Annotated in this window: 27 protein-coding genes and 1 tRNA gene; 13 read left to right on the forward strand and 15 right to left on the reverse strand. The window is 69.7% G+C overall.

The window, feature by feature from the left end; genetic code table 11:
* Positions 1–3: 3 nt before the first annotated feature.
* Positions 4–870, reverse strand: coding sequence for a zinc metalloprotease HtpX (htpX, locus tag BLS34_RS11725; protein ID WP_028796336.1), 867 nt, complete (start codon positions 868–870; stop codon positions 4–6).
* 110 nt (positions 871–980) lie between these two features.
* Here htpX and BLS34_RS11730 point away from each other — a divergent pair, with 110 nt between their 5' ends.
* The 3 genes from BLS34_RS11730 to BLS34_RS11740 all read left to right on the forward strand — a co-directional run bounded on the left by BLS34_RS11730 (position 981) and on the right by BLS34_RS11740 (position 3,427).
* Complete coding sequence (locus tag BLS34_RS11730) at positions 981–1,220, forward strand: DUF1674 domain-containing protein (protein ID WP_038015776.1); 240 nt, start codon at positions 981–983, stop codon at positions 1,218–1,220.
* 275 nt (positions 1,221–1,495) lie between these two features.
* A complete protein-coding gene (locus BLS34_RS11735) occupies positions 1,496–2,377 on the forward strand; it encodes an isocitrate lyase/PEP mutase family protein (RefSeq protein WP_028796337.1) in 882 nt (293 codons plus the stop codon).
* 12 nt (positions 2,378–2,389) lie between these two features.
* Positions 2,390–3,427: an L-idonate 5-dehydrogenase gene (locus BLS34_RS11740; RefSeq protein WP_093150443.1), complete on the forward strand. Its 1,038-nt coding sequence runs from the start codon at positions 2,390–2,392 to the stop codon at positions 3,425–3,427.
* 154 nt (positions 3,428–3,581) lie between these two features.
* Here the strand turns inward: BLS34_RS11740 and rsmD are convergent, their stop codons facing one another.
* Positions 3,582–4,160: a 16S rRNA (guanine(966)-N(2))-methyltransferase RsmD gene (rsmD, locus tag BLS34_RS11745; RefSeq protein ID WP_028796339.1), complete on the reverse strand. Its 579-nt coding sequence runs from the start codon at positions 4,158–4,160 to the stop codon at positions 3,582–3,584.
* A complete protein-coding gene (locus tag BLS34_RS11750) occupies positions 4,126–5,187 on the reverse strand; it encodes a pseudouridine synthase (RefSeq protein WP_245701962.1) in 1,062 nt (353 codons plus the stop codon). The genes rsmD and BLS34_RS11750 overlap by 35 nt, the downstream gene beginning before the upstream one ends.
* A 116-nt stretch (positions 5,188–5,303) precedes the next feature.
* Here BLS34_RS11750 and BLS34_RS11755 point away from each other — a divergent pair, with 116 nt between their 5' ends.
* Positions 5,304–5,738 carry a nucleoside deaminase gene (locus BLS34_RS11755; RefSeq protein ID WP_093150445.1) on the forward strand — a complete coding sequence of 145 codons (435 nt, stop codon included), beginning with the start codon at positions 5,304–5,306 and terminating at the stop codon, positions 5,736–5,738.
* Positions 5,739–5,745: 7 nt separating this feature from the next.
* Here the strand turns inward: BLS34_RS11755 and BLS34_RS11760 are convergent, their stop codons facing one another.
* Entirely contained in the window at positions 5,746–6,339 is a 594-nt protein-coding gene (locus BLS34_RS11760; protein ID WP_245701963.1) for a gamma-glutamylcyclotransferase, read from the reverse strand.
* Positions 6,340–6,493: 154 nt separating this feature from the next.
* Between BLS34_RS11760 and BLS34_RS11765 the strand changes: the two genes are divergently transcribed.
* Complete coding sequence (locus BLS34_RS11765; protein WP_028796342.1) at positions 6,494–7,507, forward strand: DUF2125 domain-containing protein; 1,014 nt, start codon at positions 6,494–6,496, stop codon at positions 7,505–7,507.
* Between the two features lie 44 nt (positions 7,508–7,551).
* Here BLS34_RS11765 and BLS34_RS11770 read toward each other — a convergent pair whose 3' ends face one another.
* Positions 7,552–9,375 carry a GGDEF domain-containing protein gene (locus BLS34_RS11770; RefSeq protein WP_093150448.1) on the reverse strand — a complete coding sequence of 608 codons (1,824 nt, stop codon included), beginning with the start codon at positions 9,373–9,375 and terminating at the stop codon, positions 7,552–7,554.
* A 144-nt stretch (positions 9,376–9,519) separates the two neighbouring features.
* Between BLS34_RS11770 and BLS34_RS11775 the strand changes: the two genes are divergently transcribed.
* Positions 9,520–9,897 (forward strand): TIR domain-containing protein, encoded by a 378-nt coding sequence (locus BLS34_RS11775; RefSeq protein WP_028796343.1) that lies wholly within the window; start codon positions 9,520–9,522, stop codon positions 9,895–9,897.
* Positions 9,898–9,910: 13 nt separating this feature from the next.
* On the opposite strand, the gene BLS34_RS11780 is transcribed toward BLS34_RS11775, so the two are convergent.
* On the reverse strand, positions 9,911–11,101 hold the full coding sequence (locus BLS34_RS11780) for an MFS transporter (protein WP_093150450.1): 1,191 nt from the start codon (positions 11,099–11,101) through the stop codon (positions 9,911–9,913).
* A 116-nt stretch (positions 11,102–11,217) separates the two neighbouring features.
* Here BLS34_RS11780 and BLS34_RS11785 point away from each other — a divergent pair, with 116 nt between their 5' ends.
* Entirely contained in the window at positions 11,218–11,964 is a 747-nt protein-coding gene (locus BLS34_RS11785) for an AraC family transcriptional regulator (protein WP_175474194.1), read from the forward strand.
* A 6-nt stretch (positions 11,965–11,970) separates the two neighbouring features.
* Here the strand turns inward: BLS34_RS11785 and purD are convergent, their stop codons facing one another.
* Positions 11,971–13,242 carry a phosphoribosylamine--glycine ligase gene (gene purD, locus BLS34_RS11790; RefSeq protein ID WP_093150453.1) on the reverse strand — a complete coding sequence of 424 codons (1,272 nt, stop codon included), beginning with the start codon at positions 13,240–13,242 and terminating at the stop codon, positions 11,971–11,973.
* A 292-nt stretch (positions 13,243–13,534) separates the two neighbouring features.
* Here purD and BLS34_RS25390 point away from each other — a divergent pair, with 292 nt between their 5' ends.
* From BLS34_RS25390 to BLS34_RS11805, 3 genes are all read left to right on the forward strand, one after another.
* Positions 13,535–13,714, forward strand: a complete 180-nt coding sequence (locus BLS34_RS25390; RefSeq protein ID WP_139189242.1) for a hypothetical protein — start codon at positions 13,535–13,537, stop codon at positions 13,712–13,714.
* 71 nt (positions 13,715–13,785) lie between these two features.
* Positions 13,786–15,303 (forward strand): exodeoxyribonuclease VII large subunit, encoded by a 1,518-nt coding sequence (xseA, locus tag BLS34_RS11800; RefSeq protein ID WP_093150457.1) that lies wholly within the window; start codon positions 13,786–13,788, stop codon positions 15,301–15,303.
* Entirely contained in the window at positions 15,303–16,115 is an 813-nt protein-coding gene (locus BLS34_RS11805) for a M23 family metallopeptidase (protein ID WP_093150459.1), read from the forward strand. Before xseA ends, BLS34_RS11805 begins: the two co-directional genes overlap by 1 nt.
* A gap of 1 nt (position 16,116) precedes the next feature.
* Here BLS34_RS11805 and lpxK read toward each other — a convergent pair whose 3' ends face one another.
* The 6 genes from lpxK to BLS34_RS11835 all read right to left on the reverse strand — a co-directional run bounded on the left by lpxK (position 16,117) and on the right by BLS34_RS11835 (position 20,813).
* Positions 16,117–17,085 (reverse strand): tetraacyldisaccharide 4'-kinase, encoded by a 969-nt coding sequence (lpxK, locus tag BLS34_RS11810; RefSeq protein WP_093150461.1) that lies wholly within the window; start codon positions 17,083–17,085, stop codon positions 16,117–16,119.
* The gene (locus BLS34_RS11815; RefSeq protein ID WP_093150463.1) at positions 17,082–18,353 is read right to left on the reverse strand and encodes a 3-deoxy-D-manno-octulosonic acid transferase; all 1,272 of its coding nucleotides are present in this window, start codon (positions 18,351–18,353) and stop codon (positions 17,082–17,084) included. The genes lpxK and BLS34_RS11815 overlap by 4 nt, the downstream gene beginning before the upstream one ends.
* Positions 18,350–19,054 (reverse strand): lysophospholipid acyltransferase family protein, encoded by a 705-nt coding sequence (locus tag BLS34_RS11820; RefSeq protein WP_038015782.1) that lies wholly within the window; start codon positions 19,052–19,054, stop codon positions 18,350–18,352. Before BLS34_RS11820 ends, BLS34_RS11815 begins: the two co-directional genes overlap by 4 nt.
* Positions 19,055–19,161: 107 nt before the next feature.
* Positions 19,162–19,737, reverse strand: coding sequence for a demethoxyubiquinone hydroxylase family protein (locus BLS34_RS11825; protein ID WP_093150466.1), 576 nt, complete (start codon positions 19,735–19,737; stop codon positions 19,162–19,164).
* A 3-nt stretch (positions 19,738–19,740) separates the two neighbouring features.
* A complete protein-coding gene (locus tag BLS34_RS11830; RefSeq protein WP_093150468.1) occupies positions 19,741–20,244 on the reverse strand; it encodes a disulfide bond formation protein B in 504 nt (167 codons plus the stop codon).
* Entirely contained in the window at positions 20,232–20,813 is a 582-nt protein-coding gene (locus tag BLS34_RS11835; protein ID WP_028796355.1) for a YqaA family protein, read from the reverse strand. Before BLS34_RS11835 ends, BLS34_RS11830 begins: the two co-directional genes overlap by 13 nt.
* Positions 20,814–21,017: 204 nt before the next feature.
* Between BLS34_RS11835 and BLS34_RS11840 the strand changes: the two genes are divergently transcribed.
* Together BLS34_RS11840 and BLS34_RS11845 are read left to right on the forward strand one after the other, a co-directional pair.
* Positions 21,018–21,104: transfer RNA gene (locus BLS34_RS11840), tRNA-Leu, on the forward strand.
* 230 nt (positions 21,105–21,334) lie between these two features.
* Entirely contained in the window at positions 21,335–22,129 is a 795-nt protein-coding gene (locus BLS34_RS11845) for a DUF2189 domain-containing protein (RefSeq protein ID WP_093150470.1), read from the forward strand.
* Between the two features lie 69 nt (positions 22,130–22,198).
* Here BLS34_RS11845 and leuA read toward each other — a convergent pair whose 3' ends face one another.
* Positions 22,199–23,875, reverse strand: a complete 1,677-nt coding sequence (leuA, locus tag BLS34_RS11850) for a 2-isopropylmalate synthase (protein ID WP_028796357.1) — start codon at positions 23,873–23,875, stop codon at positions 22,199–22,201.
* A gap of 390 nt (positions 23,876–24,265) precedes the next feature.
* On the opposite strand from leuA, the gene BLS34_RS11855 reads away from it, so the two are divergent.
* Positions 24,266–25,294, forward strand: a complete 1,029-nt coding sequence (locus BLS34_RS11855) for a lipid A deacylase LpxR family protein (RefSeq protein WP_051245220.1) — start codon at positions 24,266–24,268, stop codon at positions 25,292–25,294.
* 342 nt (positions 25,295–25,636) lie between these two features.
* On the opposite strand, the gene BLS34_RS11860 is transcribed toward BLS34_RS11855, so the two are convergent.
* A complete protein-coding gene (locus BLS34_RS11860; protein WP_093150473.1) occupies positions 25,637–26,440 on the reverse strand; it encodes an AraC family transcriptional regulator in 804 nt (267 codons plus the stop codon).
* Positions 26,441–26,497: the final 57 nt, after the last annotated feature.

The raw sequence follows: 26,497 nt of genomic DNA on the forward strand, positions 1-26,497 counted from the left end.
GTTCTACCCCCACGGCCCCCGCTGCGGCGCGTCCTGTCCGGCCAGCGCCATCAGCCGGGCGATCCGCTCGCGCATCGGCGGGTGGGTGGCGAACAGGCCGTCGAGCGCATGGGCGTGCAGCGGATTGACGATGAACATATGCGCTGTCGCCGGGTTGTTCTCGGCGGCGTGGTTGTCGATCTGGCGCGCGCCGTTCTCCAGCTTCTGCAGGGCCGAGGCGAGCCAGAGAGGCCGGCCGCAGATCTCCGCGCCGATCCGGTCGGCGTCGTATTCCCGCACCCGGCTGATCGCCATCTGCACCAGAGTGGCGGCCAGCGGCGCCAGGATCGTCATGGCCAGCACGCCGACGATGCCCATCGGATTGTTGCGGTTGCCACCCAGGAACGAGCTCCACATCGCCATGTTGGCCAGCATCGAGATCGCCCCGGCGATGGTGGCGGTGATGGTCATGATCAGGGTGTCGCGGTTCTTCACATGCGCCAGCTCGTGGGCCATCACCCCGGCGATTTCCTCGTGGGAGAGGTGGCGCAGCAGGCCGGTGGTCGCGGCGACGGCGGCGTTCTCCGGGTTGCGGCCGGTGGCGAAGGCGTTGGGCTGATCCTGGTCGATCACATAGACCTTGGGCATCGGCAGATCCGCGCGCTGCGCGAGCTGGCCGATCATGTCGTGGAACCAGGGCAGCTCGGTCCGGCCGATCTGCCGGGCTCCGTGCATCCGCAGGACCATCTTGTCGGAGTTCCAGTAGGCGAACAGGTTCATGCCGCCGGCCAGCAGCAGGGCGATCACCATGCCGCCGCTGCCGCCCAGCAGGTAGCCCACGCCCATGAACAGCGCCGTCAGGGCGGCGATCATCAGACTGACCCGGAACATGCCGGCGCTCTCCTGTGCAGATGTGCGTGAAACCCGATTGCATGTGTGGGGGCGGGGGCGCCCCTTCAAGATCTGGCGGATCGCCGCCAAACGCCCTATATCCGCACATCATGAGCGAGTCGAAGCAGCCCCAGTTCCGTCAGGTGTCCGTCCCGCAGACCAAGGAGGCACCGAAAGCGTCCGACCGCGCGAAGCGTATCCCCGCGCCGGGCGAGGAGGTTGCCGTTCCGGCCCAGCTCGATCCCCGCGCGGCGGCCAAGGACCTGCCGCCCGAGCGCGGCGGCTACAACGGCCCGGAACCGACCCGCTTTGGCGACTGGGAACACAAGGGCCGGACGACGGATTTCTGAGGCGGGTTTTTCCCCTTTTCTTCCCTCACTTTTCCTTTCCATCACTCCCCGCATTTATTCCGGGGCCTACGCCTCGATGCGGCACTGAGTTCACCGCGGGATCTCCGTCGCCCGTGCGGTCGAACGGTGGGCCCCGGACTAAATCCGGGGAGTGAAGGAGGGTAGGCAGCGGGGAGCGCAACCTCCCAAACCCGGCTTGCGTTTCTGCACCTTTGATCGCCGCCCGCCTCGGCGTACCCTCCCGGCAACAAGGATACACGGGAGGATGAACGGAAATGGCCACCCTCAAGAGCAAGTTCCAGAAGGGCAAGCTTCTCACCGCGCCGGGCGTGTTCGACGGCGTGTCGGTGCGGCTGGCCGACGCCATGGGCTTCGACGCGCTGTACATGACCGGCTACGGCACGGTCGCCTCGCATCTGGGCCTGCCCGATGCCGGCCTCGCCTCCTACCGCGACATGGTGGAGCGGGTGCGCACCCTGTCCGAGCTGTCGAAGGCGCCGCTGATCTGCGACGGCGACACCGGCTATGGCGGGCTGCTGAACGTCGACCATACGGTCCGGGGCTACGAGCGCGCCGGGGCGGCGGCGATCCAGCTTGAGGACCAGGAATTCCCCAAAAAATGCGGCCACACCCCGAACCGCAAGGTCATCCCGATCGACCAGGCGGCGGCCAAGATCAAGGTCGCGGCCGAGGCGCGGGACAGTGCCGACTTCCTGATCATCGCCCGCACCGACGCCCGCACCGCCCTCGGCCTCGACGAGGCGCTGCGCCGGGCCGAGGCCTTCGCCAAGGCCGGGGCGGACATCCTGTTCGTGGAGGCGCCGGAATCGGTCGAGGAGATGGAGATCATCGGCAAGCGCTTCGACCTGCCGCTGCTGGTCAATGTGGTGGAGGGCGGCAAGACGCCGGTGCTCACCGCCGAGCAGTATGCCGAGATCGGCTACCAGCTCGCGATCTACCCGGCTGCCGGTTTCCTCGCCGTGGGCCACGCCCTCAACTCGGTCTATTCCACCCTGAAGCGGACCGGCGCCTCGACCGAACTAGAGGTTCCGATCTCCGATTTCATGACCTTCTCCAAGGCCATGGGCTTCGAGGACGTGTGGACGTTCGAGCGCGACCACGCCGATCTGGAAACCAAGAGCCAGGCGGCCGAGTAGGGGGACGAAGCCATGCGCGCGACCGTCCTGCACGGGATCGAGGACCTGCGGGTCGAGCCACGGGACGAACGCCCGCTCGGCGACGGCGAAGTCCGGGTGCGGGTGGAGGCCGGCGGCATCTGCGGCTCCGACCTGCACTACTTCCACCATGCCCGCATGGGCGACTTCCCGGTGCGCGAGCCCTTCGTGCTCGGCCATGAGGCGGCGGGGCGGATCGCCGAGGTCGGTCCCGGTGTGGAGGGGCTGGCGGTCGGCGATGCGGTGGCGATCAATCCGAGCCACCCCTGCGGCACCTGTGACCACTGCAGGTCCGGTCGCGAGAATCTCTGCGGCGACATGCTGTTCCTGGGGTCCTCGCGCCGGTTCCCCCATGCCCAGGGCCTGTTCGCGGAGACCTTCGCCACCCGGGCACGGCAATGCGTGCCGGTGCCGGCGGGAACCGATCCGGGCGTGGCGGCCCTGGCCGAGCCGCTGTCTGTCTGCCTGCACGCCGCCGGCCATGCCGGGCCGATGCTCGGCCGCCGGGTGCTGGTGACCGGGGCCGGGCCGATCGGCGCCCTGTGTCTGGTGGTGGCCCGGCTCGGCGGGGCGGTGGAGACGGTGATCACCGACGTTATGGACGAACCGCTGAAGGCGGCCGAGGCGCTGGGCGCGACCCGGGTGGTCAATGTGGCGAAGACTCCGGACGGGCTCACCGACCCGGCGCATCCGCGCGGGCGGTTCGACGTGGCGTTCGAGTGTTCCGGCAATCCGCACGCCCAGCGCGCCTGCCTGGAGGCGCTGGCCCCCGGCGGGGTGCTGGTGCAGGTCGGGACCTATGCCGACCCGAAGGTTACGATCGCGGCGGATTACGTGATGGTGAAGGAACTGACCCTGAAGAGCTCGTTCCGCTTCGCCCGGGAGTTTCCCACGGCGGTGGCGCTGCTGGGCTCGGGGCGGATCGATACCGGGCCGCTGCTGAGCCACAGCTTTCCCATCGAGGACGCCATGCAGGCCTTCCGCACCGCCGCCGACCGCAGGCAGGCGATGAAGGTTCAGATCCGGTTCTGAGGGGGCGGGCCTCTCACCTCTCCTCAACCGTCTTCCCGGCCCTGCGCCCGGACCCAGGAACGGGGCTGCTGGAACCTTCGTCGCGTTCTGAAGGGCTCCGGTGAGCGGCACCCTCGGTCCCGGCGTGAAGCCGGGAAGACGAGTAGGGGAGAGTTTACGCGCCCACTTCCGCCTCATCCGATGTCCGGCCCAGCATCAGGATCCGCGCGCGGCCGTGGTTGCGTTCGTCCAGCACCTCGAAGCCGTCCGGAATCCCGGTGCGTTCGCGCTTGTCGGTCTCGATCACCACCACCGTGTCGTCGCCGATCCAGCCGCCCTTCAGCGCCGCCGCCAGGGCCGGGACCCACGCCTCGCTGCCATAGGGCGGGTCCATGAACACCACGCCGCAGGCGACCTGGGCCCGATCATGCCAGCGGGTGGCGTCGCCGGAGCGGACCTGGGTCCGCGCCTCGGCCCGCAGCTTCTCAACATTGGCCCGCAGCGCGTCCAGGGCGGTCGGATGGTTGTCGACCAGCACGACCCGCTCGGCCCCCCGGGACAGCGCCTCCAGGCCCATCGCCCCGGTGCCGGCGAACAGGTCGAGAACCACCCGGTCGCGCAGGACCGTGCCGAAGCGCCCGCTCTCCAGCATGCTGAACACCGCCTCGCGCACCCGCTGGGGGGTGGGGCGGGTGTCCAGGCCTTCCGGCGAGAGCAGGTTAGTTCCGCGGTGTTTTCCGGCGATGATCCGCACGGTTTCCGTCCTTCTTGCGTGGCGCGTCAGACTTGGCGGGACCCGGTTTCCCCGGCGCCGGCTTGGCGGCCGCTCCCTTGGCGGGTCCCGGCTTTGAGGGTGCGGCCTTGGGCCCGGCGGATTTCGCGCCCGGCGGCTTGGTACCGGTGCGTTTCGGCTTGGCCTTGGCCCGGCCGGTCTCGTCGCCGGTATCGAGGCCGAGCTGGCCCTTCAGCACCCGGGTCTTCACCTCTTCCACGCCGTTGGTCGGGATGTCGCCGAGCTGGAACGGGCCGTAGGAGATCCGCAGCAACCGGCTGACGCTCAGTCCGAGATACTCCATCACCCGCCGGATCTCGCGGTTCTTGCCTTCCTTGATGCCGACCGTGAGCCAGGAATTGGTGCGCGACGCCTTGTCGATGGTCACGTCGATGGCGCCGTAGGCGACCCCGTCGATCGTCACGCCGCGTTTCAGCCCGGCCAGCGCCTTCTCGTCCAGCGGTCCGAAGACCCGCACCCGGTAGCGCCGGGTCCAGCCGGTCGAGGGCAGCTCCAGATAGCGCGCCAGCCCCCCGTCATTGGTCAGCAGCAGCAGCCCCTCGCTGTCCAGGTCGAGGCGGCCGACCGTGACGACCCGCGGCATATCCGGCGGCAGGGCGTCGAACACGGTCTTGCGGCCCTCGGGATCGCGGGCGGTGGTCACGGTGCCCCGGTCCTTGTGGAAGCGCCACAGGCGCGGCGGCTCGATCTTCGGCAGGGGCTTGCCGTCGACCACGATCTCGCTGTCGTCGGTGACGGTGACGGCCGGGCTGTCCAGCAGCGTGCCGTCGACCGCGACCCGACCGTCGGCGATCCAGCGCTCGGCGTCGCGGCGCGAGCACAGGCCGGCGCGGGCCAGGCGCTTGGCGATCCGTTCCGAGCCGCGCTGTTCCTCGAACAGGGCCTCCAGCTCGGCGACCGGGCGTGGTGCCGGTCGGCCTGGTCGGCCGGCTGGCTTGTCGGCGGATCTGTCCGTGGATCTGTCGGCGGGTTTGCGGGGTGCGTTCATCCTCCTGCGTGTACCGCGCGCGCGGACGGATCGCAATGTTGCTGCAGCGTGCCGCGGCGATGGACAGTCGGTGTCTCTACCCCTATCCAGATCGCATGAGGACACCGACGACCCCGATGGCGATCGCTCTGGAGCAGGCCCGCCGCGCCGCCGAGGCGGGCGAGGTGCCGGTCGGGGCCGTGGTGCTGGACGCCGCCGGACAGGTCGTCGCCCAGGCGCATAACCGGGTGGAGGCGCCGCCGGATCCGTCGGGCCATGCCGAGATCCTGGCCCTGCGGGCGGCGGCGCAGGTCCTGGGCACGCCCCGGCTCGTGAACTGCGATCTGGTGGTGACGCTGGAGCCCTGCGCGATGTGCGCCCAGGCCATCGCCCATGCCCGCATCCGCCGTCTGATCTTCGGGGCCTACGATCCCAAGGGCGGCGGCGTCGAGCACGGTCCGCGCATCTTCACCCAGCCGACCTGTCACCACCGCCCGGAGGTGATCGGCGGGGTGGAGGAGACGGCGGCCTCGGCGCTGCTCAAGAACTTCTTCGCCGCCCGGCGCCAATAGCCCAGCCTTAGAAACCCAACGTGCGCCGGGCGATCTCCTCCGTGGCCGGCGAAGGCTCGGCCAGCGCGGCGAGCACCGCCTCCAGCGCCCGGTCGCGCAGACCCATGGCATGGACATGCGCCACGGTCTGGCGCAGGTATTCGGCGTTCGGACCCGAGAGGCCATGGGCACCGGCGACGATGGCTGCCTGCTGGTCGACGCTCAAGGCCCCGGCGTAGTCGGCCTCGCGCCGGTCGACGGTATAGGTCACCGCCCGCTGCCGCCTGCCGTCGCCCAGATCGACCGTCACCATGCTGCGCCGGTAGACCGGGTAGTGGGCGATCTCGCGCTCGTCCAGATAGGCCAGGGTCTCGGGCACCGCGGCTTCCGGCACCCGGTAGGCCACGCCGCGGCAGGCGCCGCCGCGGTCGAGTCCCATGACCAGCCCCGGCCGCGCCGCCGTGCCGCGATGGTGGCGCGAAACCACACAGAGTCGGCGCCGGTAGCCGCGCAGCAGCGCGTCCGCCCGGGCCACGTGCTCGAATCCCGGCCGCCACATCAGCGAGCCGTAGCCGAAGACCCATATGTCGCCGGCCCCAATGCCGTCGTCCGTGGCCGTCACGTTGCGCGCATCCACATCTCTTCCCCGCCGCGGTTCCGATCCGTATTGTTCTCTTCCAAGCACCTAGGCGCAGGCAATGACCACCGCAAGCGATCCCATCGATCCCGTTTCCCCGAGCCGTCCGCCAAGGCCGGGCCGGAAACGGTTCTGGGCGATGATCCTCTTTGCCATCCTGGCCTTCGCCGCCATCGCCTGGAGCATCGGCTGGGTCCTGCTGTCGATCCAGCTCCGCGCCTCGATCGACGGCTGGATGGATTTCCGCCGGTCGGTCGGCGACCGGCTGACCCATGGCGACCGGGAACTCGACGGCTTTCCGCTGCGGATCCGCTTCACCTATGTGGACGTCGCCTGGGGCCGGGTCGACGGCCAGCGCGACCTGATGACCACGACCGACAAGCTCGTGATCTCCGCCCGGCCCTGGGAGCCGTTCACCCTGCATCTGGACAGTCCCGGGCCGGTGACAGGCTCCTGGCAGGCGCCCTCCCTCGCGGTCGGCCTCACGGCGGCCAGCGGCGAGGGGGCGATCCGCTTCTCGCCGGGTGAACTCGATCACCTGTCCCTCGACCTGCGGCAAGCGGTGGCCATCGACCGCCGGCGCGAGGTGGTCGCCCGGGCGAACCGGCTGGTGGTCGAGGCCGACCCGACGCCGACGGATGACGGCGACGACGTGCCGGCGACCCTGCAGTTCTTCCTGTCGGCGGAGGCGCTGGAGCCGACCGACCTGCTGACCCCGAACCTGCCCTTCGAGGGCCCCGCCGACGGCCGCATCCGGGCGAGCGTGCGCGGGCCGCTGCCGATTTCCCTCGACCCGTCGTCGCTGGCCCTGTGGCGCGATGCGGGCGGGGTGATCGATGTGGAGCATCTGGGACTGAACTGGCGCCCCCTGGACCTGACGGCCGACGGCACGATCACCCTGGACGGCATGATGCGGCCGGAAGGGGCGGCCTCGGCCGAAATGCGGGGCCTGCCGGCGATGATCGACCGGGCGGTGGATCGCGGCTTGCTGGCGCAGGATGTGGCGGCCCTGCTGCGGCTGGCGACGGCCGCCTTCTCGCGCACCGGCAGCGACGGGGGCTCCCCCTCGGTGCAGGCGCCGCTGACCATGCAGGACGGCCGGCTGGCCATCGGGCCGTTCAAGATCCTGAAGGTGCCGTCCCTGGTGCGATGACGGGAGGCCGATCGGCGGAGGCGGCAGATCGGCCGATATGGGGATCAGCCGAGGCGGCTGACCGCCATGCCGCTGACCGCCTGCTTGGCTTCCTTCTTCAGCCGGGCGATCGCGTCCATGACGGTGTCGATCGGCACCTCGTCGCGGCCGGCCCGCAGGTTGAGCAGTCCGGCGCTCACGGTCAGCAGGCCGTAGCGGTTGAGCCGTCCGTCGCGGCCCCGCATCTCCAGAAAGCCGCGCTCCCGTGTCTCGGCGTCGTAGAAGCTCTCCACGTCATGGGCAAAGCGCTTGATCAGCGCCGCCACCTGCTCGGTCACCTGGTCGGGATCCTCGCAGCGGAAGCCGGCGAAGAAGTCGTCGCCGCCGATATGGCCGACGAAGGCGTCGTGGTCGGCGGCGTGCTTCTGCAGCGACTCGGCGAACAGCTGGATCGCCCGATCGCCGTTGCGGAACCCATAGGTGTCGTTGAACGGCTTGAAGCTGTCGAAGTCGAAATAGGCCAGCACGATACCGGTCTCCAGATCCTCCAGCGCGTCGTTGACCCAGTCGCCGATCGACAGGTTGCCCGGCAGGCGGGTCAGCGGGTTCTGGTCCCGGGCGGCGGCCACGGTCTTCTCGTGCAGAACCTTCAGCAGCGCGGTCGAGCTCATGAACCCGGCGTAGCGCCCGCGCTCGACCATCAGGATGCCCGGCGCGTCGGAGCGATGGGCGAAGATTTCCAGGATCTTCTCGATCGGCATGTCGACGCTGGCGGTCGGGCAGGACCGCACCAGATCGCGCAGCGAGCGGCCATAGGCCTTGTTGGCGATCAGGTCGCGACCGAACGGGGAATAGGCGTAGGTCTTCAGATCGGCATCGCCGACCACGCCCACCGGCACGCCGGCCTGATCGACGACCGGGATCACGCTGAGGTCCCGGTGCTGGCGGAACATGTCGAACACCTCGACCATGGGCAGGTCGATCGCCATGGTCGGCAGCATCTCCAGGTGGCCCTGGAGCCGCGACTTGTCGGTCGAACGGTTGCGCCGCTCGCGGGCGTTCATCCCGGCGACGATCGGATACAGCGACAGGATGTGGTCGAGATCGGTCGTCGGCTTCTGGATCAGGTACCCCTGGACATAGTCGAAGCCGAGATCCTTGCAGGTCCGGAAATCGGCCTCCGTCTCCACCCCCTCGGCGATCATGGCGATGCCGAAGACATGCATGATGTCGACGAGGCGGGACAGGAACAGGCGCCGCTTCGGATCGGCGGAGACGCCGTTGACGAAGTAGCGGTCTATCTTCACGAAGTTCGGCTGCAGCTCGTGCAGCAGGCGCAGGCGCGAGTAACCCTGGCCGAAATCGTCGAGCGCCAGCCGCACCCCGGCGCCGGAGATCTGGTGCATGACGGGCAGGGCATCGTCGCCGGCGACGATGTCCTGGGTTTCCGGAAGTTCCAGGCAGAACCGGTCGGCGCTCATGCCGCTGGCGGCGATGGCGGCGGCCATGCCGTCGATGATGGTCCGGCCGCCGGAGGCCAGCAGTCGGGCGTCGACGTTCAGGAACAGCATGGCGGTGCGGCTCGGCAGCTTGACGAAGGCGTCCACCGCCTTGCGTTGCAGCCGGCGCTCCACCTCCTCCAGCACGCCGCTCGTGTAGGCGGTGTCGAAGAACTCGGCGATCGAGGCGTATCCGGCCTGATCGACACCCCGCAGCAGCGCCTCGTAACCGAAGGCGATTCCGGTATCGATGTTGACGATCGGCTGGAACGCGTACACAAGCGTGCTGTCGACGGCCTCAAGCAGGCGTTCGCCGTTGTCGGTGGCGTGAGGGTTCGGTGCGGACGCGTCCGTCGCCCCATCGAGAAGGTATGCGTCGGCTCGATGCATCTGTCTCTCGTCCGCAAAGCTTGGTGGGCTGCCGACATGAGACACAGAAATCCCTAACTAAACCTTAACGTCCGTTGGGGATTTTGATGGTAATTTTCGGAAAAGTTGCATCAGACGATGGCTGAAGACGTTACTCGGATACACGTGATCTTCGATTTGTCGCGGGAACGGCTGACCGCCCGGAAATTCCTGCACGAGATGGCGGAGCAGAACTGGCCGGTCCAGGTGACCGGCGCATCAAAACGTGAAGATTTAGACCCGCGTCACAAGGAGGTCGTGGTCACCGACAGGATGCGGACGGCGACGGTCGCCCTGGTCCTGGTCACGCCGATGTCCGGTGTGAGCCGGAACGTCAACGAAGAGATCAAATTCGCCAAACGCGCGAACCTGAACGTCGTGGGCGTGCTGGTCGCCGGATCGACCGCCCACACCAATCTGCCGGAGGGGCTGCACCGCTCCCGGGTGGTCGGTTGGGACTGGGGCGCGCTGAAGAAGGAACTGATGCCGAAGCGCGACATCTAGGGGCCGATCAGGATCAGATGCGTCGATCGGACCCTGATGGGCTCTGACCCGGTAGGCACCGGGCCGCGACGAGAACGGCGCAGGCACAGATTGCAAGGCCGACGAACTGGACTGAAAAGCCGATCCCGACCCCGTGCAGCACGGCGAGGAGCGGCGCGGCGACCGATCCCACGCCCAGCGACAGCGTATACTCTACCGAGATCGCCCGCGACCGGATGCCGGGCGCCAGGTGGCGCCCCAGCAGCCAGGTCGTGATCGGGATCTCCGCAAACAGACAGGTCACGGCGAGCAGCGCCAGGACCAGGGCGCCCCAGCCGGTCGCCTGGGACAGGGCGAGGAACAGTGCCGCCTGTGCGGTCAGCAGGGCGGTCAGCACCGGACGGGCGCCGATCCGGTCCAGCAACTCGCCCACCGGCAGCTGAGCGATCGCCGCCACCGCGAAGACGAGCCCGGTGGACAGGCCGATCCAGGCCAGATCGATGCCGTTCCGGGCCAGGCGCTCGTCCAGGAATTTCGGCAGGGCGATGGTGACCATGTTGAAGATCAGCCCGCCCAGCAGCGCCGAGACGCAGACCACCAGGAACACCGTCCTCTGATGCGGGAGGCTGCCGGACGAGGGCCCGTCGCCGGACGGCGCGCGCGTCGGGCAGCGCCGGTCGACGTTCAGGCCGGAACGGGCGAAGAGCAGGCCGCCGATCAGGAGCGCGATCGTGCAGGGGACGGCGAAGGCCGCCTGCCAGTGCCAGACCTGGGCCAGCACGCCGGTCGCCGCGGCGGCTCCGGCCAGGCCGAGATTGCCGAAGACGCCGTTGACCGCCAGCGCCCGCCCCGACCGGGATTCGCCATCGGTCACCAGGGCGAGGCCGACGGGATGGTACAGGGACGCGAACAGGCCGAGCGCGCCGAGACCGGCTGCCAGGGAGACCGGACCGCTCGACAGGGCGATCGCGAGGCACGACCCGCCGATCCCCAGGAAGGCGACCGCGATCAGCGCCAGCCGGTCGTAGCGATCGCCCAGCCACCCCGCCGGCAGCGTGCCCAGGGCGAAGGCGACATAGAGCGGCGATCCCAGCAGCAGCACGTCCGCGAAGGTCATGCCCCAGGCCGGGGCGATGGCCAGGGCGGCGGTCGGAAAGATCAGCAGGCCGTAATGGGTCAGGAAATGAGCGGCATTGAGGAAGAGCAGCAGTTCGGTGCGGGACATGGCGGCCTCGATCGGGAGTGACCATGGCAGCCTGGCGGTGTGATGCCTTGCCGTCTGTCGATAGAATGCCCAATACTGATCCCAAGATGCCAAACCCGGATATCCCAGAGCCCGACATGCCAGACCCGGGGCGGCCCGATGTGGTCGGCTTCGCGCTGACCTACGGGTCCGGCACGGCGATCGAGCGCCACACCCACCCCGCCCATCAGCTCATTCATGCGATCTCCGGCGCCATGCGGGTGGTCGCGAGCGGCGGGATCTGGTTCCTGCCGCTCGGCCGGGCGCTCTGGATACCGGCGGAACTCGACCACGAGATCCGCTGCGACGGCGAGGTGGGGATGCGCACCGCCTATCTCAGCCGCGCCTGTCCCGAGGTGTTTGCCGATGTGCGGATGATCGCGGTCTCGCCGCTGCTGCGCGAAGTGCTCGTCCGTCTTGCCGAAGGCGACGGAGGCGGGCTGCGGCCGGCCCTGCTGGAGATCCTGCTGCAGGAGATCGCCGGGGCGGGCCTGCCGCCGCTGCGCCTGCCCTATCCGGCCGACCCGCGCATCGCCGAGCTGGTGGCGCATCTGAATGCCGCGCCGGCGGACCGGACGCCGCTGGCGCAGTGGGCCAGGCGGCTGGGCTTCTCCGAGCGTAGCCTGATCCGGGCGGTGCGGGCGCAGACCGGCATGACCTTCCGCGACCTGCGGCGGTATTCCCGGGTCATGGCCGCCATCGAGCGGCTCTGCGAAGGCCGCCCGGTGACCATGGTCGCCTATGACGTGGGGTTCGAGACGCCGAGCGCCTTCGCCCATGCCTTCCGCACGGTTACCGGCAAGACGCCGCGCCAGTTCGTGGCCGAGGCGCGCGAGAGCTTCTGAGCGTCGTCAGCCCTGCAGGGCCCGCCAGGCGATGTCGCGCCGGCAGAAGCCGCCGGGCCAGTCGATCCCGTCCACCGCCGCATAGGCCCGCGCCCGGGCCTCGGCCGCGTCCTTGCCGATGGCGGTCACGCCCAGCACCCGGCCGCCGGTCGCCAGCAGGCGGCCGTCCTCGCCCCGGGCCGTGCCGGCGTGGAACACCACCACGTCGTCGCTCTCCACGGCCTCGGTGCCGGCGATGACGGTGTTCTTCTCGTAGGCGCCCGGATAGCCGTTGGCGGCCATGACCACGCAGAGCGCGGTCTCGTCGTGCCAGCGCAGGTGGAAATGGCCGATCTGACCGTCGGCTGTGGCGATCAGGGCGGACAGGAAGTCGCCCTTCAGGCGCAGCATCAGCGCCTGGCACTCCGGGTCGCCGAAGCGGACGTTGTACTCGATCAACTTCGGCCCCGCCTCGGTGATCATCAGCCCGGCGAACAGCACGCCGCGGAAGGTCCGGCCCTCGGCCGCCATACCGGCGACGGTGGGGGCGATGATCTCCTTCACGATCCGTGCGGCCATGGCGTCGTCCACCACGGGGGCGGGGGAGTACGCCCCCATGCCGCCGGTGTTCGGGCCGGTATCGCCGTCGCCGACCCGCTTGTGGTCCTGGGCGCCGGCCAGCGGCAGGATCGCTTCGCCGTCGGTCAGCGCGAAGAAGCTGGCCTCCTCGCCGATCATCCATTCCTCGACGACGATCTCGGCCCCGGCCTCGCCGAAGGCCCGGTCGGCCATGATCGCGTCGACCGCCTCCAGGGCCTGGTCGACGGTCTCGGCCATGATCACGCCCTTGCCGGCGGCGAGCCCGTCGGCCTTGACCACGATCGGCGCACCCTGTTCGCGGATATAGGCCTTGGCGGCCTCGGCGTCGGTGAAGCGGCCATAGGCGGCGGTCGGGATGTGGTGGCGGGCGCAGAAATCCTTGGTGAAGGCCTTGGAGCCCTCCAGCACCGCCGCGGCGGCGGTCGGACCGAACGACTTGATCCCGGCGGCGTCCAGCTTGTCGACCAGCCCGGCGACCAGCGGGGCCTCCGGGCCGACGACGACGAACTCCATGGCGGAGTCCCGGCAGAACGCCACCAGGGCGTCGTGGTCGTCGACGCCGATGGGCACGCACTCGGCCTCGCGCGCGATGCCGGCATTGCCGGGGGCACAGAACAGCTTGGTCACCAGCGGCGAGGCGGCAATGGCCCAGCACAGGGCGTGCTCGCGCCCGCCGGAGCCCACGACCAGAATGCGCATGTCAGGCTTCTCCAGGTCCGATCCTTCGTCCCGCCGCCGGCTCGACCCGGCGGCAGGCGCGGACCATACGCCGAGGCGCCGGGCCATGCCACTACGTCATCGCCTCGCGGTCACCGGCGGGGCAGGGCCAGCAGCATCACCTGGCGGAGCACCACCGGACGGGTCGCCAGGGCCGCCGACCTGGGCCGCCAGGCGGGCTCCGGGGCCGGGCATTCTTCACCCAGAGATCGGATATCGACGCGACGGCCTGGAGCACGCGCGGTGCGGCCGTGCGGACGCTGGGGCCCGGCGCGTGCTCGGCGAGCCAGGCGGTGGCGGACAGGAATTCCGCGATCCTGGCGAGTTCGGTATTAACCGGGAGATCCCGCTCGCGGGCGATGGCACTGGCGGCGGAGAAGTCACCCTGGATAACGTGCCGGATGATGGGGTTTGTCATTTGATCTTCCATTGGTTGTGGTTTCAAGTCGAATGATGCGGGAATGAGCGTCTGAATTAGAGATCGTTGCCCGTGACGGCGGCCGCAGAAGGGTGGTACGGAGGCTCATGGAAGACGCAGCGTCAGACTCGGTCGGCAACCTGCCGGAGTTCTCCGTCGGCGAGATCAGCCTGGCGGTGAAGCGGACCGTTGAATCCAACTTCGAGCGCGTGCGGGTGCGCGGCGAGGTCTCGCGGCCCATGCGCGCGGGCTCCGGCCACGTCTATCTGACCCTGAAGGACGAGAACGCCGTCCTCGACGCCGTGTGCTGGCGCGGCGCCGCCCAGCGGCTGTCGATCCAGCCCGAGGACGGGATGGAGGTCATCGCCACCGGCAAGCTGACCACCTATCCCGGCCGCTCGAAGTATCAGATGGTCATCGAGCAGATGGAGCTGGCGGGCGAGGGCGCGCTGCTCAAGCTGCTGGAGGACCGGCGCAAGCGGCTGGCCGCCGAGGGCCTGTTCGAGGCCGAGCGCAAGCGGCCGATCCCGTTCCTGCCGAGCGTCATCGGCGTCGTCACCTCGCCGACCGGCGCGGTCATCCGCGACATCCTGCACCGGCTGGCCGACCGGTTCCCGGTGCATGTCATCGTCTGGCCCGTGCTGGTGCAGGGCGACGGGGCGAAAGATCAGGTGTCCCGCGCGATCCGCGGCTTCAACAGCCTGCCGGAACAGGGCGGGCCGATGCCGCGTCCGGACCTGCTGATTGTCGCGCGCGGCGGCGGCAGCCTGGAGGATCTCTGGGCCTTCAACGAGGAGGAGGTGGTGCGCGCCGCCGCTGCCTCCGACATTCCGCTGATCTCCGCCGTGGGCCATGAGACGGACACCACCCTGATCGATTTCGCCAGCGACCGCCGGGCGCCGACCCCTAGCGCGGCGGCCGAAATGGCGGTGCCGGTGCGCGCCGACCTGATCGCCCGCCTCGCCGAGGACACCGCCCGGCTGACCGGCGCCGTCAGCCGCCGCCTGAACGAGGGTCGGACCGTCGTCTCCGGTCTGGCGCGCGGGCTCGGCGATCCGGGCGCGCGCATCGAGCAGGCGCAGCAGCGGTTGGATTATGCGTCGGGCACGTCGCGCAGCCGGATCACCGCCCTGCTCGACCGGCTGAAATACGCGGTCGATCGGCCGATCCCCTCGCCGGCCGAGATCCTGGCCCGCACCCGGGGCCGGTTCGACACGGTGGCGCGCGGCCTGCGGGTCGGGCCGATCGAGCGCTCGATCGCCGACGGCGACCGCGACCTCGCCCGACTGCTGCGCAGCGCCCGGTCGGCCTATGGGCGGCGCCTGAAGAGCGAGGAGGACCGGCTCGCCGGGCTGGGCAAGCTGCTGGACGCCAATTCCTTCGAGCGGGTGCTGGAGCGCGGCTTCGCCCTGGTGCGCGACGAGTCCGGCGCCCCGGTGAAATCCGCCGCCGAGACCAGCGCCGGCCAGACGGTATCCCTGCGGTTCCGCGACGGCGAGACGTCGGCGGTCATCGGGACCGGTCCCGCTCCAGCCGACGGCGGCGGCGGCGCGAAGCCGAAAGCCCGTGCCAAGCCGGCTCCCGCCTCTCCGCCCGATACCCCGACCCAGGAGACCCTGTTCTGATGCGCCGGCTGTTCGCGATCGCCTGTCTCGTGCTGCTGTCGACGGCGGCGCGGGCCGAAACCACCTTCAACGGCGCCTTCACCCAGGGCGGGGTCGTGTTCGGTCGGACCGATCCGGGCTCCAGGCTGGTGCTCGACGATATCCCGGTGAAAGTGGACGAGGACGGTGTCTTCGTCTTCGGCTTCCATCGCGACGCGCCGGCGACGTCCACCCTGACGATCACGGCGCCGGACGGCTCGGCGGAGACCCGGACCCTCAACGTGGCGCCGCGCGACTTCAAGATCCAGCGGATCGACGGCCTGCCGGAGAACATGGTGACGCCGCCGCAGGAGGTGCTGGACCGCATCCGGCGCGATCAGGCGGAGGTGGCGGCGGCGCGGGCGGCGGACCGACCGGAGACCGATTTCCGCTCCGGCTTCATCTGGCCGGCGAAAGGGCCGATCTCCGGCGTCTACGGCAGCCAGCGGATCCTCAACGGCCAGCCGCGCCAGCCGCATTACGGCATCGACATCGCCGCTCCCAAGGGCACGCCTGTGGTGGCGCCGGCCGACGGGCTGGTGACCCTGGCGGCGACCGATCACTACTACACCGGCGGCACCCTGATTCTCGACCATGGCCACGGGCTGTCCAGCACCTTCATCCACATGGACAGCGTGGCGGTGAAGGTGGGCGAGCACATCAGGCAGGGCACGGTGATCGGCACCATCGGCGCCACCGGGCGGGCGACCGGACCGCATCTGGACTGGCGCATGAACTGGTATGACCGGCGTCTCGACCCGGCCTTCGTCGTGCCGCCGATGCCGACCAACTAATTTAGACGACGGCGCGCGCCAGCACGGCACGTGCGGCCGCCGGATCTCGCCAGGCGAGCGACACGTCGACCACCGTCACCATCGCCCGCGCCTCGGCTGGCAGACGCACCGCATCCTTCGCTGTGGTGACCGCGATGGCGTTCTCGGCGACCGCCCGTTCCACCAGTTCCATGACCTCCAACGGTCGGTAGGGGTGGTGGTCGTCGAAAGCCCGGAAGCCGACGATCTCCGCTCCCAGGCCGGTCAGGGTCTCGCGGAACTTGTCAGGCCGGCCGATCCCGGCGAACCCCAGGACCCGGCGTGCCCGTAGGGCGAGGGCGGCGGGCGCCGGTTCCAGCACGGCGCGCAGAACCGGACACCCGTCGCCGATCCTGGCCGCAATCCCGGTGCGATCCTCGCCGATCAGGACCACCGCGTCGGATTTCTCCAGCGCGTCACGCCAGGGCTCGCGCAGGGGCCCCGCCGGTATCAGGCGGCCATTGCCGATCCCGGCCCCGCCATCGACCACCAGCAGGCACAGGGTCGGGGCGAGCGAGGGGTTCTGCAGCCCGTCATCCATGACGATCACATCGACGCCGATCTGTTCCAGCAGCCGCGCTCCGGCCGCCCGGTCGCGGGCGATCACCGTCGGCGCCGTTCCGGCCAGCAGCAGCGGCTCGTCGCCCACATCGGCGGCCGCATGCCGGGCGGGATCGACCCGCACCGGACCCGTGAGCCTGCCGCCATGGCCGCGCGACAGCAGGCCGACCCGCCTGCCCCGTGCAAGGAGATCGCCGGCCACGGCCAGCACCGTGGGTGTCTTGCCGGCGCCGCCGGCGGTGGCGTTGCCGACGCAGATCAGCGGGACTGACGGTCTGTAGGGTGTCGTCGTCGCCTTGCGAAGCCCGGCTCCCACGCGCCACAACCAGCTCGCCGGGGTCAGGGCGAGCGCCGGCCAGCCGCCCGTGGCCCAGAAGGCGGGGGCCTTCACCCCGCCTCTCCGGGCAGCAGCGGGGACAGGGCGTCGAGGATGCGGTCAAGCCCGGCGCGGCCCTCGTCGGCGACCGCCCGGGCGCTGGCGGCCATCTGCGCCGCCGCCGCCGGATCGTCCAGCAGGGCGCCGACCGTTTCGGCCAGGCTGACGGCGTCGCGGATCTCCATCGCCCCGCCGGCGGCGAGCAGGGCATCGGCGGCGTCCCGGTTGTTGGGGATGAGCGGGCCGAAGACCAGGGCGGTGCCGCAATGGGCGGGCTCGATCGGGTTGTGACCGCCGACGGGCACCAGGGAGCCGGCGAGGAAGGTCACCGGGATCGCGCTGTAGAAGGCGGCGATCTCGCCCATCGTGTCGGCCAGATAGATGGCAGTCCGCGGCGTCACCGGCTCGCCGGCGGAGCGCCGCGCCAGGCCGAGGCCCCGGCTCTGGGCCAGGGCGGCGATCTCGTCTCCGCGCCGGGTGTGGCGCGGCACGATCACCGTCAGCAGATCGGGCCGGGCGGCTGCGAGCCGGGCATGGGCATCGAGCACCACCGAATCCTCTCCCGGATGGGTGCTCGCCGCCAGCCAGACCGGCCGGCCTGCGATCACGCCCCGGATGTCCGCTGCCAGGGTATCGTCGACCACCGGCGGGTCGCCCGCGGCCTTCAGGTTGCCGGCATAGCGCACGTCGGCGCAGCCCAGCGCCGAGAACCGGCGGGCCTGGTCCTCGCTGGCGGCCAGCACCAGGTCGAAGGCGTCGAACAGCGGTCGGGCGAGCCGTCCCAGCCGCCGCCAGCGCTGGAATGCGCCGACCGAGAGCCGACCGTCGACGATGGCCATGGGTATGCCGCGCGCATCCGCCTCGGTCACCAGGGTCGGCCAGAGGTCCGACTCCATCCAGATGCCGAGATCCGGCCGCCAATGGGCCAGGAACCGGCCCACCCAGGCCGGCCGATCGACCGGCACGAACTGGTGGATCACGCCCTCGGGCAGGCGTTTGGCCATGGCGTCGGCCGAGGTGGTGGTGCCGGTGGTCATCAGCAGGACGAGGTCCGGCCGGGTATCGCGCAGGGCCCGGACCAGAGTGAGCAGCCCCACCGCCTCGCCGACACTGGCGGCGTGCAGCCAGATCAGTCGGCCCTCGGGTCGGGATCGGTCGGCGATGCCGCGGCGCTCGTCCAGCCGGCCGGGATCCTCCTTGCCGCGCGCCACCCGGCGGTCGAGATAGACGTCGATCACCGGACCCAGAGCGGTGGCCAGACCTTTGTACAGCGGCAGGATCATCGGCGGACCTTCGCCTTCTCCGGCGCCGGCGGGATCGGCTCAAGGCCGAGCGACCGGTCGGCCTCGTCGGTGATCCGGATCAGGGTCTCCTCGATCCGCGCGCGGTTGCGCTCCCGCTCCCCGGCGTCGGCGGTCACGGTGACGGGGGCGCCAAGGATCAGCACGCCCCGGGTGAACGGCAGCGGCACCAGGAAGCGGTCCCAGGACCGGGCCTGGATCCGCGGCCGGGAACTGTAGGCGACGGGGATCACCGGGGCGCCGCTGAGCCGTGCCGCCTCGACCACCCCCATCTGGCAGCGCATGCGGGGGCCTCTCGGTCCGTCCGGCGTGGCGGCGACGGGCAGCCCGTCCTCCAGCGCCCGGAGCATGCCCCGCAGCGCGCCCAGGGGATTGCGCCGGGTCGAGCCTTCGATCGGTCGCGAGATGAAGGCCGCCAGGGCCGTGCCGAGCATGCGGCCGTCGCCATGGGAGGAATGGACCATGGCCATCGGCCGGCCGCGGGTCCAGGCGGCGGCGATCAGCCCCAGCCGGTTATGCCAGAACGCGCCGATGAACGGCTTGCCGCTGTCGATCAGCGCGGCCGCCGCCGGATCGATCCGGCGGTCCATCCGGACGGTCGCCAGCAGCAGGCCCAGATAGCCGCGCAGCACCCAGGTCAGCACGGCGGAACCCGCATCGCTCCGGAGGATGGATTTCAGCATGGTCTGGCGGCTGACCTCGGCACGGGGACGGCCCGCATGGGGCTGTATCGCCGCCTTCTAACACGCCGGCGCGGGGCCTGCATGTCCGCAGCGGCCGGGTTACGGGATCAGACGCGTTCGCTCAGCCAGATCGCCAGGCGCGAGCCGGCGGCGATCGCCGCGCGCATGACCGGATAGCCGACCGTCTCCTCGCCGCCATGCTCGCGGCCGATATGGGCGTGCTCGGCCTCCTCGGCGCGGAATTCCTCGATCGTCTGCTTCAGCGCCGCCTCGTCCTCGCCCAGCGACTCGTGCTGGCGGCGATAGTGGTCGTCGATCACCTCTTCGACGGCGATGGTGCAGGCCATGGCCGCCTTCTCGCCCAGCAGCGCGGTGCCGGCGCCCAGGGCGAAGCCGGCGACGTTCCACAACGGGTGCAGCAGGGTCGGCCGGGCCCGGCGCTCGACGATCAGCTTCTCGAAGGCGGCGAGGTGCTTCTCCTCCTGCTGCTGCATGTGGCGGATCGTCTTGCCGCAGGGCTTGCGGCCGAGGATCGCGAGCTGGCCTTCGTAGATCCGCTGGGCGCCGAACTCCCCGGCATGGTCGACGCGCAGGATACGGTCGATCTGCGCGCGCTTGGACAGGTCGCCGGGCAGGCGGCGGCCCCTGACGGCGGCGGCGGGCTTCGCGGCGGTTTGGGTCATCGCTCAGGCTCCCGGTCGGGCATTGCTCTGCACCAGCATGGCGCGGATCGCCACGAGGGCAACCCCCAGCGCGTAGAGGAGGTTCCAGCCGGCCATGGAAATGCCGAACAGGGAGAAGGCGACCTCGTCGCAGCGCACGATCGGTGCGTTCATGATCTGGGCGCGCAGGGCGTTCAGGTCGTCGGTGCCGGAGGTCGAGCCGCAGCCGGAGGTGCCCTCCCACCAACCCTGCTCGACGCCCACATGGAAGCCGCCGATGCCGCCGGAGACCAGGACGGCGAGGATGGCGAGCCCGGTCAGCGCGCGCGCGGCCGCAGGGGCCCGGCGCGCAGGGGCCCGGCGAAGGGCGATGGCGGCGAGGCCGAGCCCGATCGCCGCCAGATAGGGCCAGCGCTGCCAGATGCAGAGCACGCAGGGCTGCAGGTCGAAGCCGTACTGGGAGATCAGCGCGGCCGCCAGTGCGGCGGCGGCGGCGGCCGCGACGAAGAGCGGGGTCAGAACAGCCATTTGATCGCCACGAAGCCTCCCAGCAGGAGCACGAAGAACACGGTGGTGATCAGCCCCAGATGCCGCTCCAGCACCCGGCGGATCGGCGGTCCGAAATACCACAGCAGACCGGCGACGGCGAAGAACCGCACGCCGCGCGCCAGAACCGAGGCGATGACGAACACCAGCAGATCGAGCCGGGTTACGCCGCTGGCGATGGTGATCACCTTGTAGGGGAACGGCGTGACGCCGGCGCCGAAGACGACCCAGGCGCCCCAGTCGTTGTACATGTCGGCGAAGGCGTCGAATTTGTCCGCCTTGCCGTAGAGTTCAAGGATCGGCTGGCCGAGCGCCTCGAAGAACAGGCTGCCGATGGCGTAGCCCAGCAGACCGCCCAGCACCGAGGCAACGGTGGCGATCAGGGCGATCCGCCAGGCCTTGGCGCGGTCGGCGAGGATCATCGGCACCATCATCACGTCCGGCGGAATCGGGAAGACCGAGCTTTCCACGAAGGAGACCAGGGCGAGCCAGCGCTCGGCGTGCCGGTGGCCGGAGACCCGCAGGGTCCAATCGTAGAACGGACGGAGCATGGAGCGGCCTCGGCGCGGTGTCGACGGGTGAGCGCTGCGATACCAGCCGGCGACCGGGGCGGCAAGATGGCAGGCGCCTGCGACCGTCAGGTGTTGCCGATACCGGTCGCGGGCTGTGCGGCCCCGACCGACGCCGACCGACCATGCCGGGCGCGATCCGATTGACCGGGTGTCGCGGGCTCGGCATAGTGCGGCCCGCCCGGCGCCCCCGTGGCGGAATTGGTAGACGCGACAGACTCAAAATCTGTTTTCCGCAAGGAAGTGTCCGTTCGAGTCGGACCGGGGGCACCACGAACTTTCCCTCATTCAAGAATCTACGAGCGCCGGCAACCACGCCGCGCGGCGGCACGGGCATGGCGTCGTCGGGGCCGTCATGCGGATATCTGGTGCGGCCGGTGCACCGAGCGTAGACTGATTGAAAATCACACCGCCGGGCGCGCCGGATGGCCGTGTCCAGAGCGGAGCGCTGTTGGGGCGGTCACCCGTTCGGGCGGGCGTCCCCAGGGGAAGGGGCGTCCGACATGAGCACCGATCAGCCGCATACGCATACATCGCCGGTCCCGCGCCTGGATGTTCGGGCGGCCGGCTTCGACGACATCCGGGCCGCCCTTGGGGCGGGGCTGCGCGATACCGTGGCCTCACCGGTCCTCAGCCTGTTCTTCGGCCTGGTCTGCGCCCTGTTCGGCGCGGTCCTGGTGTCCAGCCTCGTGGTCTACGACCAGATCCTGATCGCCGTGGCCGCTGGGGTGGGCTTTCCCCTGGTCGCGCCGTTCCTGGCGGCGGGGCTCTACGAGATCTCGCGCCGGCGCAGCCGGGGGGAGAGCTATCGCGCGTCGGACATCTTCCTGGTGGTCTTCGCCCAGCGCGGCCGCCAACTCGGCTGGATGAGCTTCGTGGTGCTGTTCGTGTTCTGGATGTGGGCCTATCAGGTGCGGCTGGTGATGGCCCTGACGCTCGGCTATCGCGGCATGAGTTCGCTGGAAGCCTTCGCCGACGTCCTGCTCACCACATCGCAGGGCGCCTCGTTCCTGATCGTCGGCACCATCGTCGGGGCGGTGCTGTCGACCATCCTGTATTCGCTGACCGTCATCTCCATGCCGCTGCTGCTGGACAAGGAGATCGACTTCATCACCGCGATGATCACCAGCGTGAAGACCGTTCTGGCCAGCCCGGCGGTGATGCTGATCTGGGGGGCGGCTGTCGGCGCGCTGACGCTGCTGGCGATCGCGCCGGCGCTCCTCGGCGTGATCGTGATCTTCCCGATCCTCGGGCACACGACCTGGCACCTCTACGACCGGCTGGTGTTCGAGAAATAGCGCCCGCGAATAGGAAGGGCGGGCGCGGGACCGTCCCGCACCCGCCCGAATATTCAGTCCCGCGACCGGTTACAGCCGGTTACACGCGCTCACCACCGCCTTGATCGGCGCCAGGGTGATGTCGGTGTCGATGCCCACGCCGAAGATGCTGGTCCCGGTCTCGTCCGGCACCTTGATCTCGATATAGGCGGCCGCCTCGGCGTCGGAGCCGACCGAGCGGGTGTGCTCCACATAGTCCTTGAGCTTGAACTTCAGCCCGAACTCCTTGCGCATCATGTGCGAGAAGGCGTTGACCGGGCCGTTGCCCTGACCGGTGATCGTCTTCTCCGTGCCGTTGTCGGTGAGCACGGCATTGACCTCCACGACCTGGTTCGAGCCGGGTACGCGGCGGGATTCGAAGTTGACCAGGTTGAACCGGCCCTCGGGCTGGGTGACGTATTCCTTCTCGAATGCGTTCCAGATCTCCTGGCTGGAGATCTCCTGGCTGCTGGCGTCGGTCAGGCGCTGGATGACCTGGCTGAACTGGGCCTGCCATTCCTTGGGAAGCCGAATGTGGTGGTCGTTCTCCAGCACATAGGCGATGCCGCCCTTGCCCGACTGCGAGTTGACGCGGATCACCGCCTCGTAGTCGCGGCCGATATCGTGCGGATCGATCGGCAGGTAGGGCACCTCCCACACACCGCTGTTCGCCGCCTTGATCGCCTTCATGCCCTTGTTGATCGCGTCCTGGTGCGAGCCGGAGAAGGCGGTGTGGACCAGCTCGCCGGCATAGGGATGGCGCGGGTGGATCGGCAACTGGTTGCAGTATTCCGCCGTCTCCATCAGCCCGTTGATGTCGGAGAAGTCCAGCTTCGGGTCGACGCCCTGGGTGAACAGGTTCAAGCCCAGGGTGACGATGTCCACGTTGCCGGTGCGCTCACCGTTGCCGAACAGGGTGCCTTCCACCCGGTCGGCGCCGGCCATCACCGCCAGCTCGGCCGCCGCCACGCCGGTGCCCCGGTCGTTATGCGGGTGAACCGACAGGCAGATCCGGTCGCGCCGGGTGAAGTTGCGGTGCATCCACTCGATCTGGTCGGCGTAGATGTTCGGGGTCGACATCTCCACCGTGGAGGGCAGGTTGAGGATGATCTGGTTGTCGACGACCGGCGCCCAGATATCCATGACCGCCTCGCAGACCTCCAGGGCGTAGTCCAGCTCGGTGCCGGTGAAGCTCTCCGGCGAGTACTGGAGCTGGACGTTCTGGCCGGCCAGCATCGGCAGGCGGTCGCGCACCATCTCCGCGCCCTCGGTGGCGATCTTCTTCACGCCGGCCTGATCCTGCTGGAACACCACCCGGCGCTGCAGCTCGGAGGTCGAGTTGTACAGGTGGATGATGACGTTCTTGGCGCCGAGCACGCTCTCGAAGGTACGCTGGACCAGATGCTCGCGCGCCTGGGTCAGGACCTGGATGGTGACGTCATCGGGGATCAGGTTCTCCTCGATGAGCTGGCGCACGAAATTGAAGTCGGTATCCGAGGCGGACGGGAACCCGACCTCGACCTGCTTGAAGCCCATCTTGACCAGGGCGTCCCACATCCGCCGCTTGCGGGCGCCGTCCATCGGGTCGACCAGGGCCTGGTTGCCGTCGCGGAGGTCCACGGAGCACCAGATCGGGGCGGTGTCGATAACCTTGTCCGGCCAGGATCGCTTGGGCAGATCGACCTGGGCGTAGGCGCGGTATTTGTGGATCGGCATGCGGTTCAACATCGTCTTTCCTCCTGGGGCGCGCCGCCGGTCCGATCCCTCGCTCGGGAGGTCGGGTGCCGTGGGCGGGCGCCGGATTATCGTCGCTCTCGTCTGCTGGTGTGTGTCGCCGCCACGCCACAGGAACGGGAAATTTCGAACGCAGCTCGGGCGTCCGGAATTTTCGATACCTGTTGGGGGTCACTGCCGATCATCAGGTCGGCCTCAATGGAACCTTGGGGTGGACGCGCGGGGGCGAACGAATCTGTCCCGGTCTCTCTCAGAGAGCCGGGCAAATAAGTCGCAGGCCGAGCATCGCGGTTCCGAACATCATGGCAGCAGTTGAGCCATAAGCGCGTCTTACGGTCAAGTCCGGACTGGCGCGTTCCATCGCAGCAACGTATGAGTCGGTCCATGCGCAAAATTCTCTACGCCCTGCTTCTCGCCGTTCCCGCCGCTCCGGCCTTCGCGGATGAAAAGCCGAAGGAGGAGGTGGACAAGGACGAGTCGGTGCTCAGCTTCACGCTGGAGAACGACCTTCCCGCCAATACGGACCAGTACTACACCAACGGCTTCCGCTTCACCTGGACCAGCGAGGTGAACAATGTGCCGTATGTGGTGCGCAGCGGTTCCGAGCCGCTGCTGGGCACCGGGGAGAAGACCCGTTGGCAGGCGACCTTCGGTCAGAACCTGTACACGCCCCAGGACATCAAGCTGGAGAACCCGCCGGCGGACGACCAGCCCTATGCCGCCTGGCTCTACGGATCGGTCGGCGTGATCACCGACGAGCCCTACGAGCAGGACAGCCGGTTCTCGCGGGTGCAGACCTCCGCGCTGCTGTCGCTCGGCGTCGTCGGTCCGCTGGCCCTCGGCGAGGAAGTGCAGGATTTCGTGCACGACCAGATCGGCTCTCCCGATCCCCAGGGCTGGGACCATCAGCTCAACAACGAGCCGGCGGTGCTCCTGATGCTGCAGCGGCGCTGGGTCTTCGGCGCGCCGCTGGCGAGCTATGGCGGGCTGCGGGTCGATGCCGCGCCGCACACCACGGTGGCGCTGGGCAACGTGTTCACCCACGGCGCCGCGGGCATCACCTTCCGCCTCGGCGATCCGCCGGAGGGCGACTACGGTCCGCCGCGCATCCAGCCGGCGAGCCCGGGGTCGGACTTCTTCGGCGAGGTGGTCGGCGGCGACCGGCTCGGCTGGTATGTGTTCGCCGGTGCCGAGGGCCGGGCGGTGGCCCGCAACATCTTCCTCGACGGCAACACGTTCGAGGACTCCCCCAGCGTCGACAAGAACATCTTCGTCGGCGAGCTGTCGGCCGGTGCGGTGCTGACCTATGACGATTTCCGCATCGCCTATACCCACGTGATCCGCAGCCCCGAGTTCGAGGGGCAGAACGGTCCGAGCGTGTTCGGCGGGATCACCGTGGGCTGGCGGTTCTAGAAGGGGGCGCGGCGCGCCTGCTCCTTTCCTTCCCCGTCTTCCCGGCCTTGCGCCGGGACCCAGCCGTCAGCAGCCGGAACGCCCGAGGATGATGGTCCGCAGCCGCAGCGCGCCTCTCCCTGGATCCCGGCGCAAGGCCGGGAAGACGGGGAGGGCTATGGGGCCTGTCCCTCGGCGGCCGTGATTTCGGCACCGCCTTTCCAACAAGTCCGACACTCCAAGGCCTTGCGCCGGCCGGCCTTGTGCCAGGGCGAGCCCGTCCGTCGCTCCGAGACTTCCGAGAGCGCGCAAGCTCTCGGGCTAGGCCCGGAATAAATCCGGGCAGGGAACCGAAGGAGGGTGTTAACCCCCCGCCAGCCGCTGGAACTGCCCCGGCGTGACCTGGAACGCCTTGTGAAAGGCCGCCACGAAGGCGCTTGAGGTGGCGTACCCCGCCTCGAAGGCCACGTCCGTCACCCGGTCCCCCGTCAGCAGCTTCTCCGCCGCCGCCGTCAGCGCCAGATAGCGCCGCCAGTCGCGATAGGTCATCCCCGTCTCCGCCTGCACCCTCCGGCGCAGGGTGCGCGGGCTGACGGCCAGGATATCCCCCCATTCCTCCAGCGAGCGCTCGTCCGACGGGTCGGCGCTGACCGCATCGGCGATCCGCGCCACCGCCGGATCGCCCGGCCGGGGCAGGCGCACGCTCAACCCCGGCGCCGGGCGCACCAGCGCCAGCGCGGCACCGGCCACCGTGGTCCAGGCCCGGTCCAGTCGCTCCCGGTCGTAGGTCTCCGCCAGCCAGGTCACCATGTCGGCCAGCGGCGTGCCCTGTTCCACCGCGCTGGGACTGTCGGGCAGGGCGCCGGCGCCGTCGTCGCGGACGAAGAGACTGCGCATGGAGCGTTCCTCCGGTGCGAGCGAGCGGTGCGGCGTGCCGGCCGGCAGCCACAGCACGCTGCCGCGCGGCACCAGCCAGACCCGCTGCGGCGTCTCCACCCGCATCACCCGGGCGAGCGTCAGGGCGAGCTGGCCCCGGTCATGGGTGTGCCACGGCACGCTGGCCCCCGGCGCGAAGGACGCGGCATGGCCGATCACCGGCGTGTCGGTCTCCTCGTGACCGCTCACCGGATCCTTGCCGGATCCTCCATCCTGTCCGCTCGGCGACATCCGTTGTCCGCTCGCTTGGTATCGTCGGCCCTATCCTGGCGCTAGATTAGCACGCGA

The organism is Thalassobaculum litoreum DSM 18839 (genome assembly GCF_900102465.1).
GTDB classification, from domain to species: domain Bacteria; phylum Pseudomonadota; class Alphaproteobacteria; order Thalassobaculales; family Thalassobaculaceae; genus Thalassobaculum; species Thalassobaculum litoreum.

Excerpts from the sequence above, each read along its gene's own strand:
- htpX (WP_028796336.1), bottom strand. The coding sequence starts at position 870 with ATGTTCCGGGTCAGTCTGATGATCGCCGCCCTGACGGCGCTGTTCATG.
- BLS34_RS11730 (WP_038015776.1), top strand. The coding sequence starts at position 981 with ATGAGCGAGTCGAAGCAGCCCCAGTTCCGTCAGGTGTCCGTCCCGCAG.
- BLS34_RS11735 (WP_028796337.1), top strand. The coding sequence starts at position 1,496 with ATGGCCACCCTCAAGAGCAAGTTCCAGAAGGGCAAGCTTCTCACCGCG.
- BLS34_RS11740 (WP_093150443.1), top strand. The coding sequence starts at position 2,390 with ATGCGCGCGACCGTCCTGCACGGGATCGAGGACCTGCGGGTCGAGCCA.
- BLS34_RS11750 (WP_245701962.1), bottom strand. The coding sequence starts at position 5,187 with ATGAACGCACCCCGCAAACCCGCCGACAGATCCACGGACAGATCCGCC.
- BLS34_RS11755 (WP_093150445.1), top strand. The coding sequence starts at position 5,304 with ATGGCGATCGCTCTGGAGCAGGCCCGCCGCGCCGCCGAGGCGGGCGAG.
- BLS34_RS11765 (WP_028796342.1), top strand. The coding sequence starts at position 6,494 with ATGATCCTCTTTGCCATCCTGGCCTTCGCCGCCATCGCCTGGAGCATC.
- BLS34_RS11770 (WP_093150448.1), bottom strand. The coding sequence starts at position 9,375 with ATGCATCGAGCCGACGCATACCTTCTCGATGGGGCGACGGACGCGTCC.
- BLS34_RS11780 (WP_093150450.1), bottom strand. The coding sequence starts at position 11,101 with ATGTCCCGCACCGAACTGCTGCTCTTCCTCAATGCCGCTCATTTCCTG.
- BLS34_RS11785 (WP_175474194.1), top strand. The coding sequence starts at position 11,218 with ATGCCAGACCCGGGGCGGCCCGATGTGGTCGGCTTCGCGCTGACCTAC.
- purD (WP_093150453.1), bottom strand. The coding sequence starts at position 13,242 with ATGCGCATTCTGGTCGTGGGCTCCGGCGGGCGCGAGCACGCCCTGTGC.
- xseA (WP_093150457.1), top strand. The coding sequence starts at position 13,786 with ATGGAAGACGCAGCGTCAGACTCGGTCGGCAACCTGCCGGAGTTCTCC.
- BLS34_RS11805 (WP_093150459.1), top strand. The coding sequence starts at position 15,303 with ATGCGCCGGCTGTTCGCGATCGCCTGTCTCGTGCTGCTGTCGACGGCG.
- BLS34_RS11815 (WP_093150463.1), bottom strand. The coding sequence starts at position 18,353 with ATGATCCTGCCGCTGTACAAAGGTCTGGCCACCGCTCTGGGTCCGGTG.
- BLS34_RS11820 (WP_038015782.1), bottom strand. The coding sequence starts at position 19,054 with ATGCTGAAATCCATCCTCCGGAGCGATGCGGGTTCCGCCGTGCTGACC.
- BLS34_RS11825 (WP_093150466.1), bottom strand. The coding sequence starts at position 19,737 with ATGACCCAAACCGCCGCGAAGCCCGCCGCCGCCGTCAGGGGCCGCCGC.
- BLS34_RS11830 (WP_093150468.1), bottom strand. The coding sequence starts at position 20,244 with ATGGCTGTTCTGACCCCGCTCTTCGTCGCGGCCGCCGCCGCCGCCGCA.
- BLS34_RS11835 (WP_028796355.1), bottom strand. The coding sequence starts at position 20,813 with ATGCTCCGTCCGTTCTACGATTGGACCCTGCGGGTCTCCGGCCACCGG.
- BLS34_RS11845 (WP_093150470.1), top strand. The coding sequence starts at position 21,335 with ATGAGCACCGATCAGCCGCATACGCATACATCGCCGGTCCCGCGCCTG.
- leuA (WP_028796357.1), bottom strand. The coding sequence starts at position 23,875 with ATGTTGAACCGCATGCCGATCCACAAATACCGCGCCTACGCCCAGGTC.
- BLS34_RS11855 (WP_051245220.1), top strand. The coding sequence starts at position 24,266 with ATGCGCAAAATTCTCTACGCCCTGCTTCTCGCCGTTCCCGCCGCTCCG.
- BLS34_RS11860 (WP_093150473.1), bottom strand. The coding sequence starts at position 26,440 with ATGTCGCCGAGCGGACAGGATGGAGGATCCGGCAAGGATCCGGTGAGC.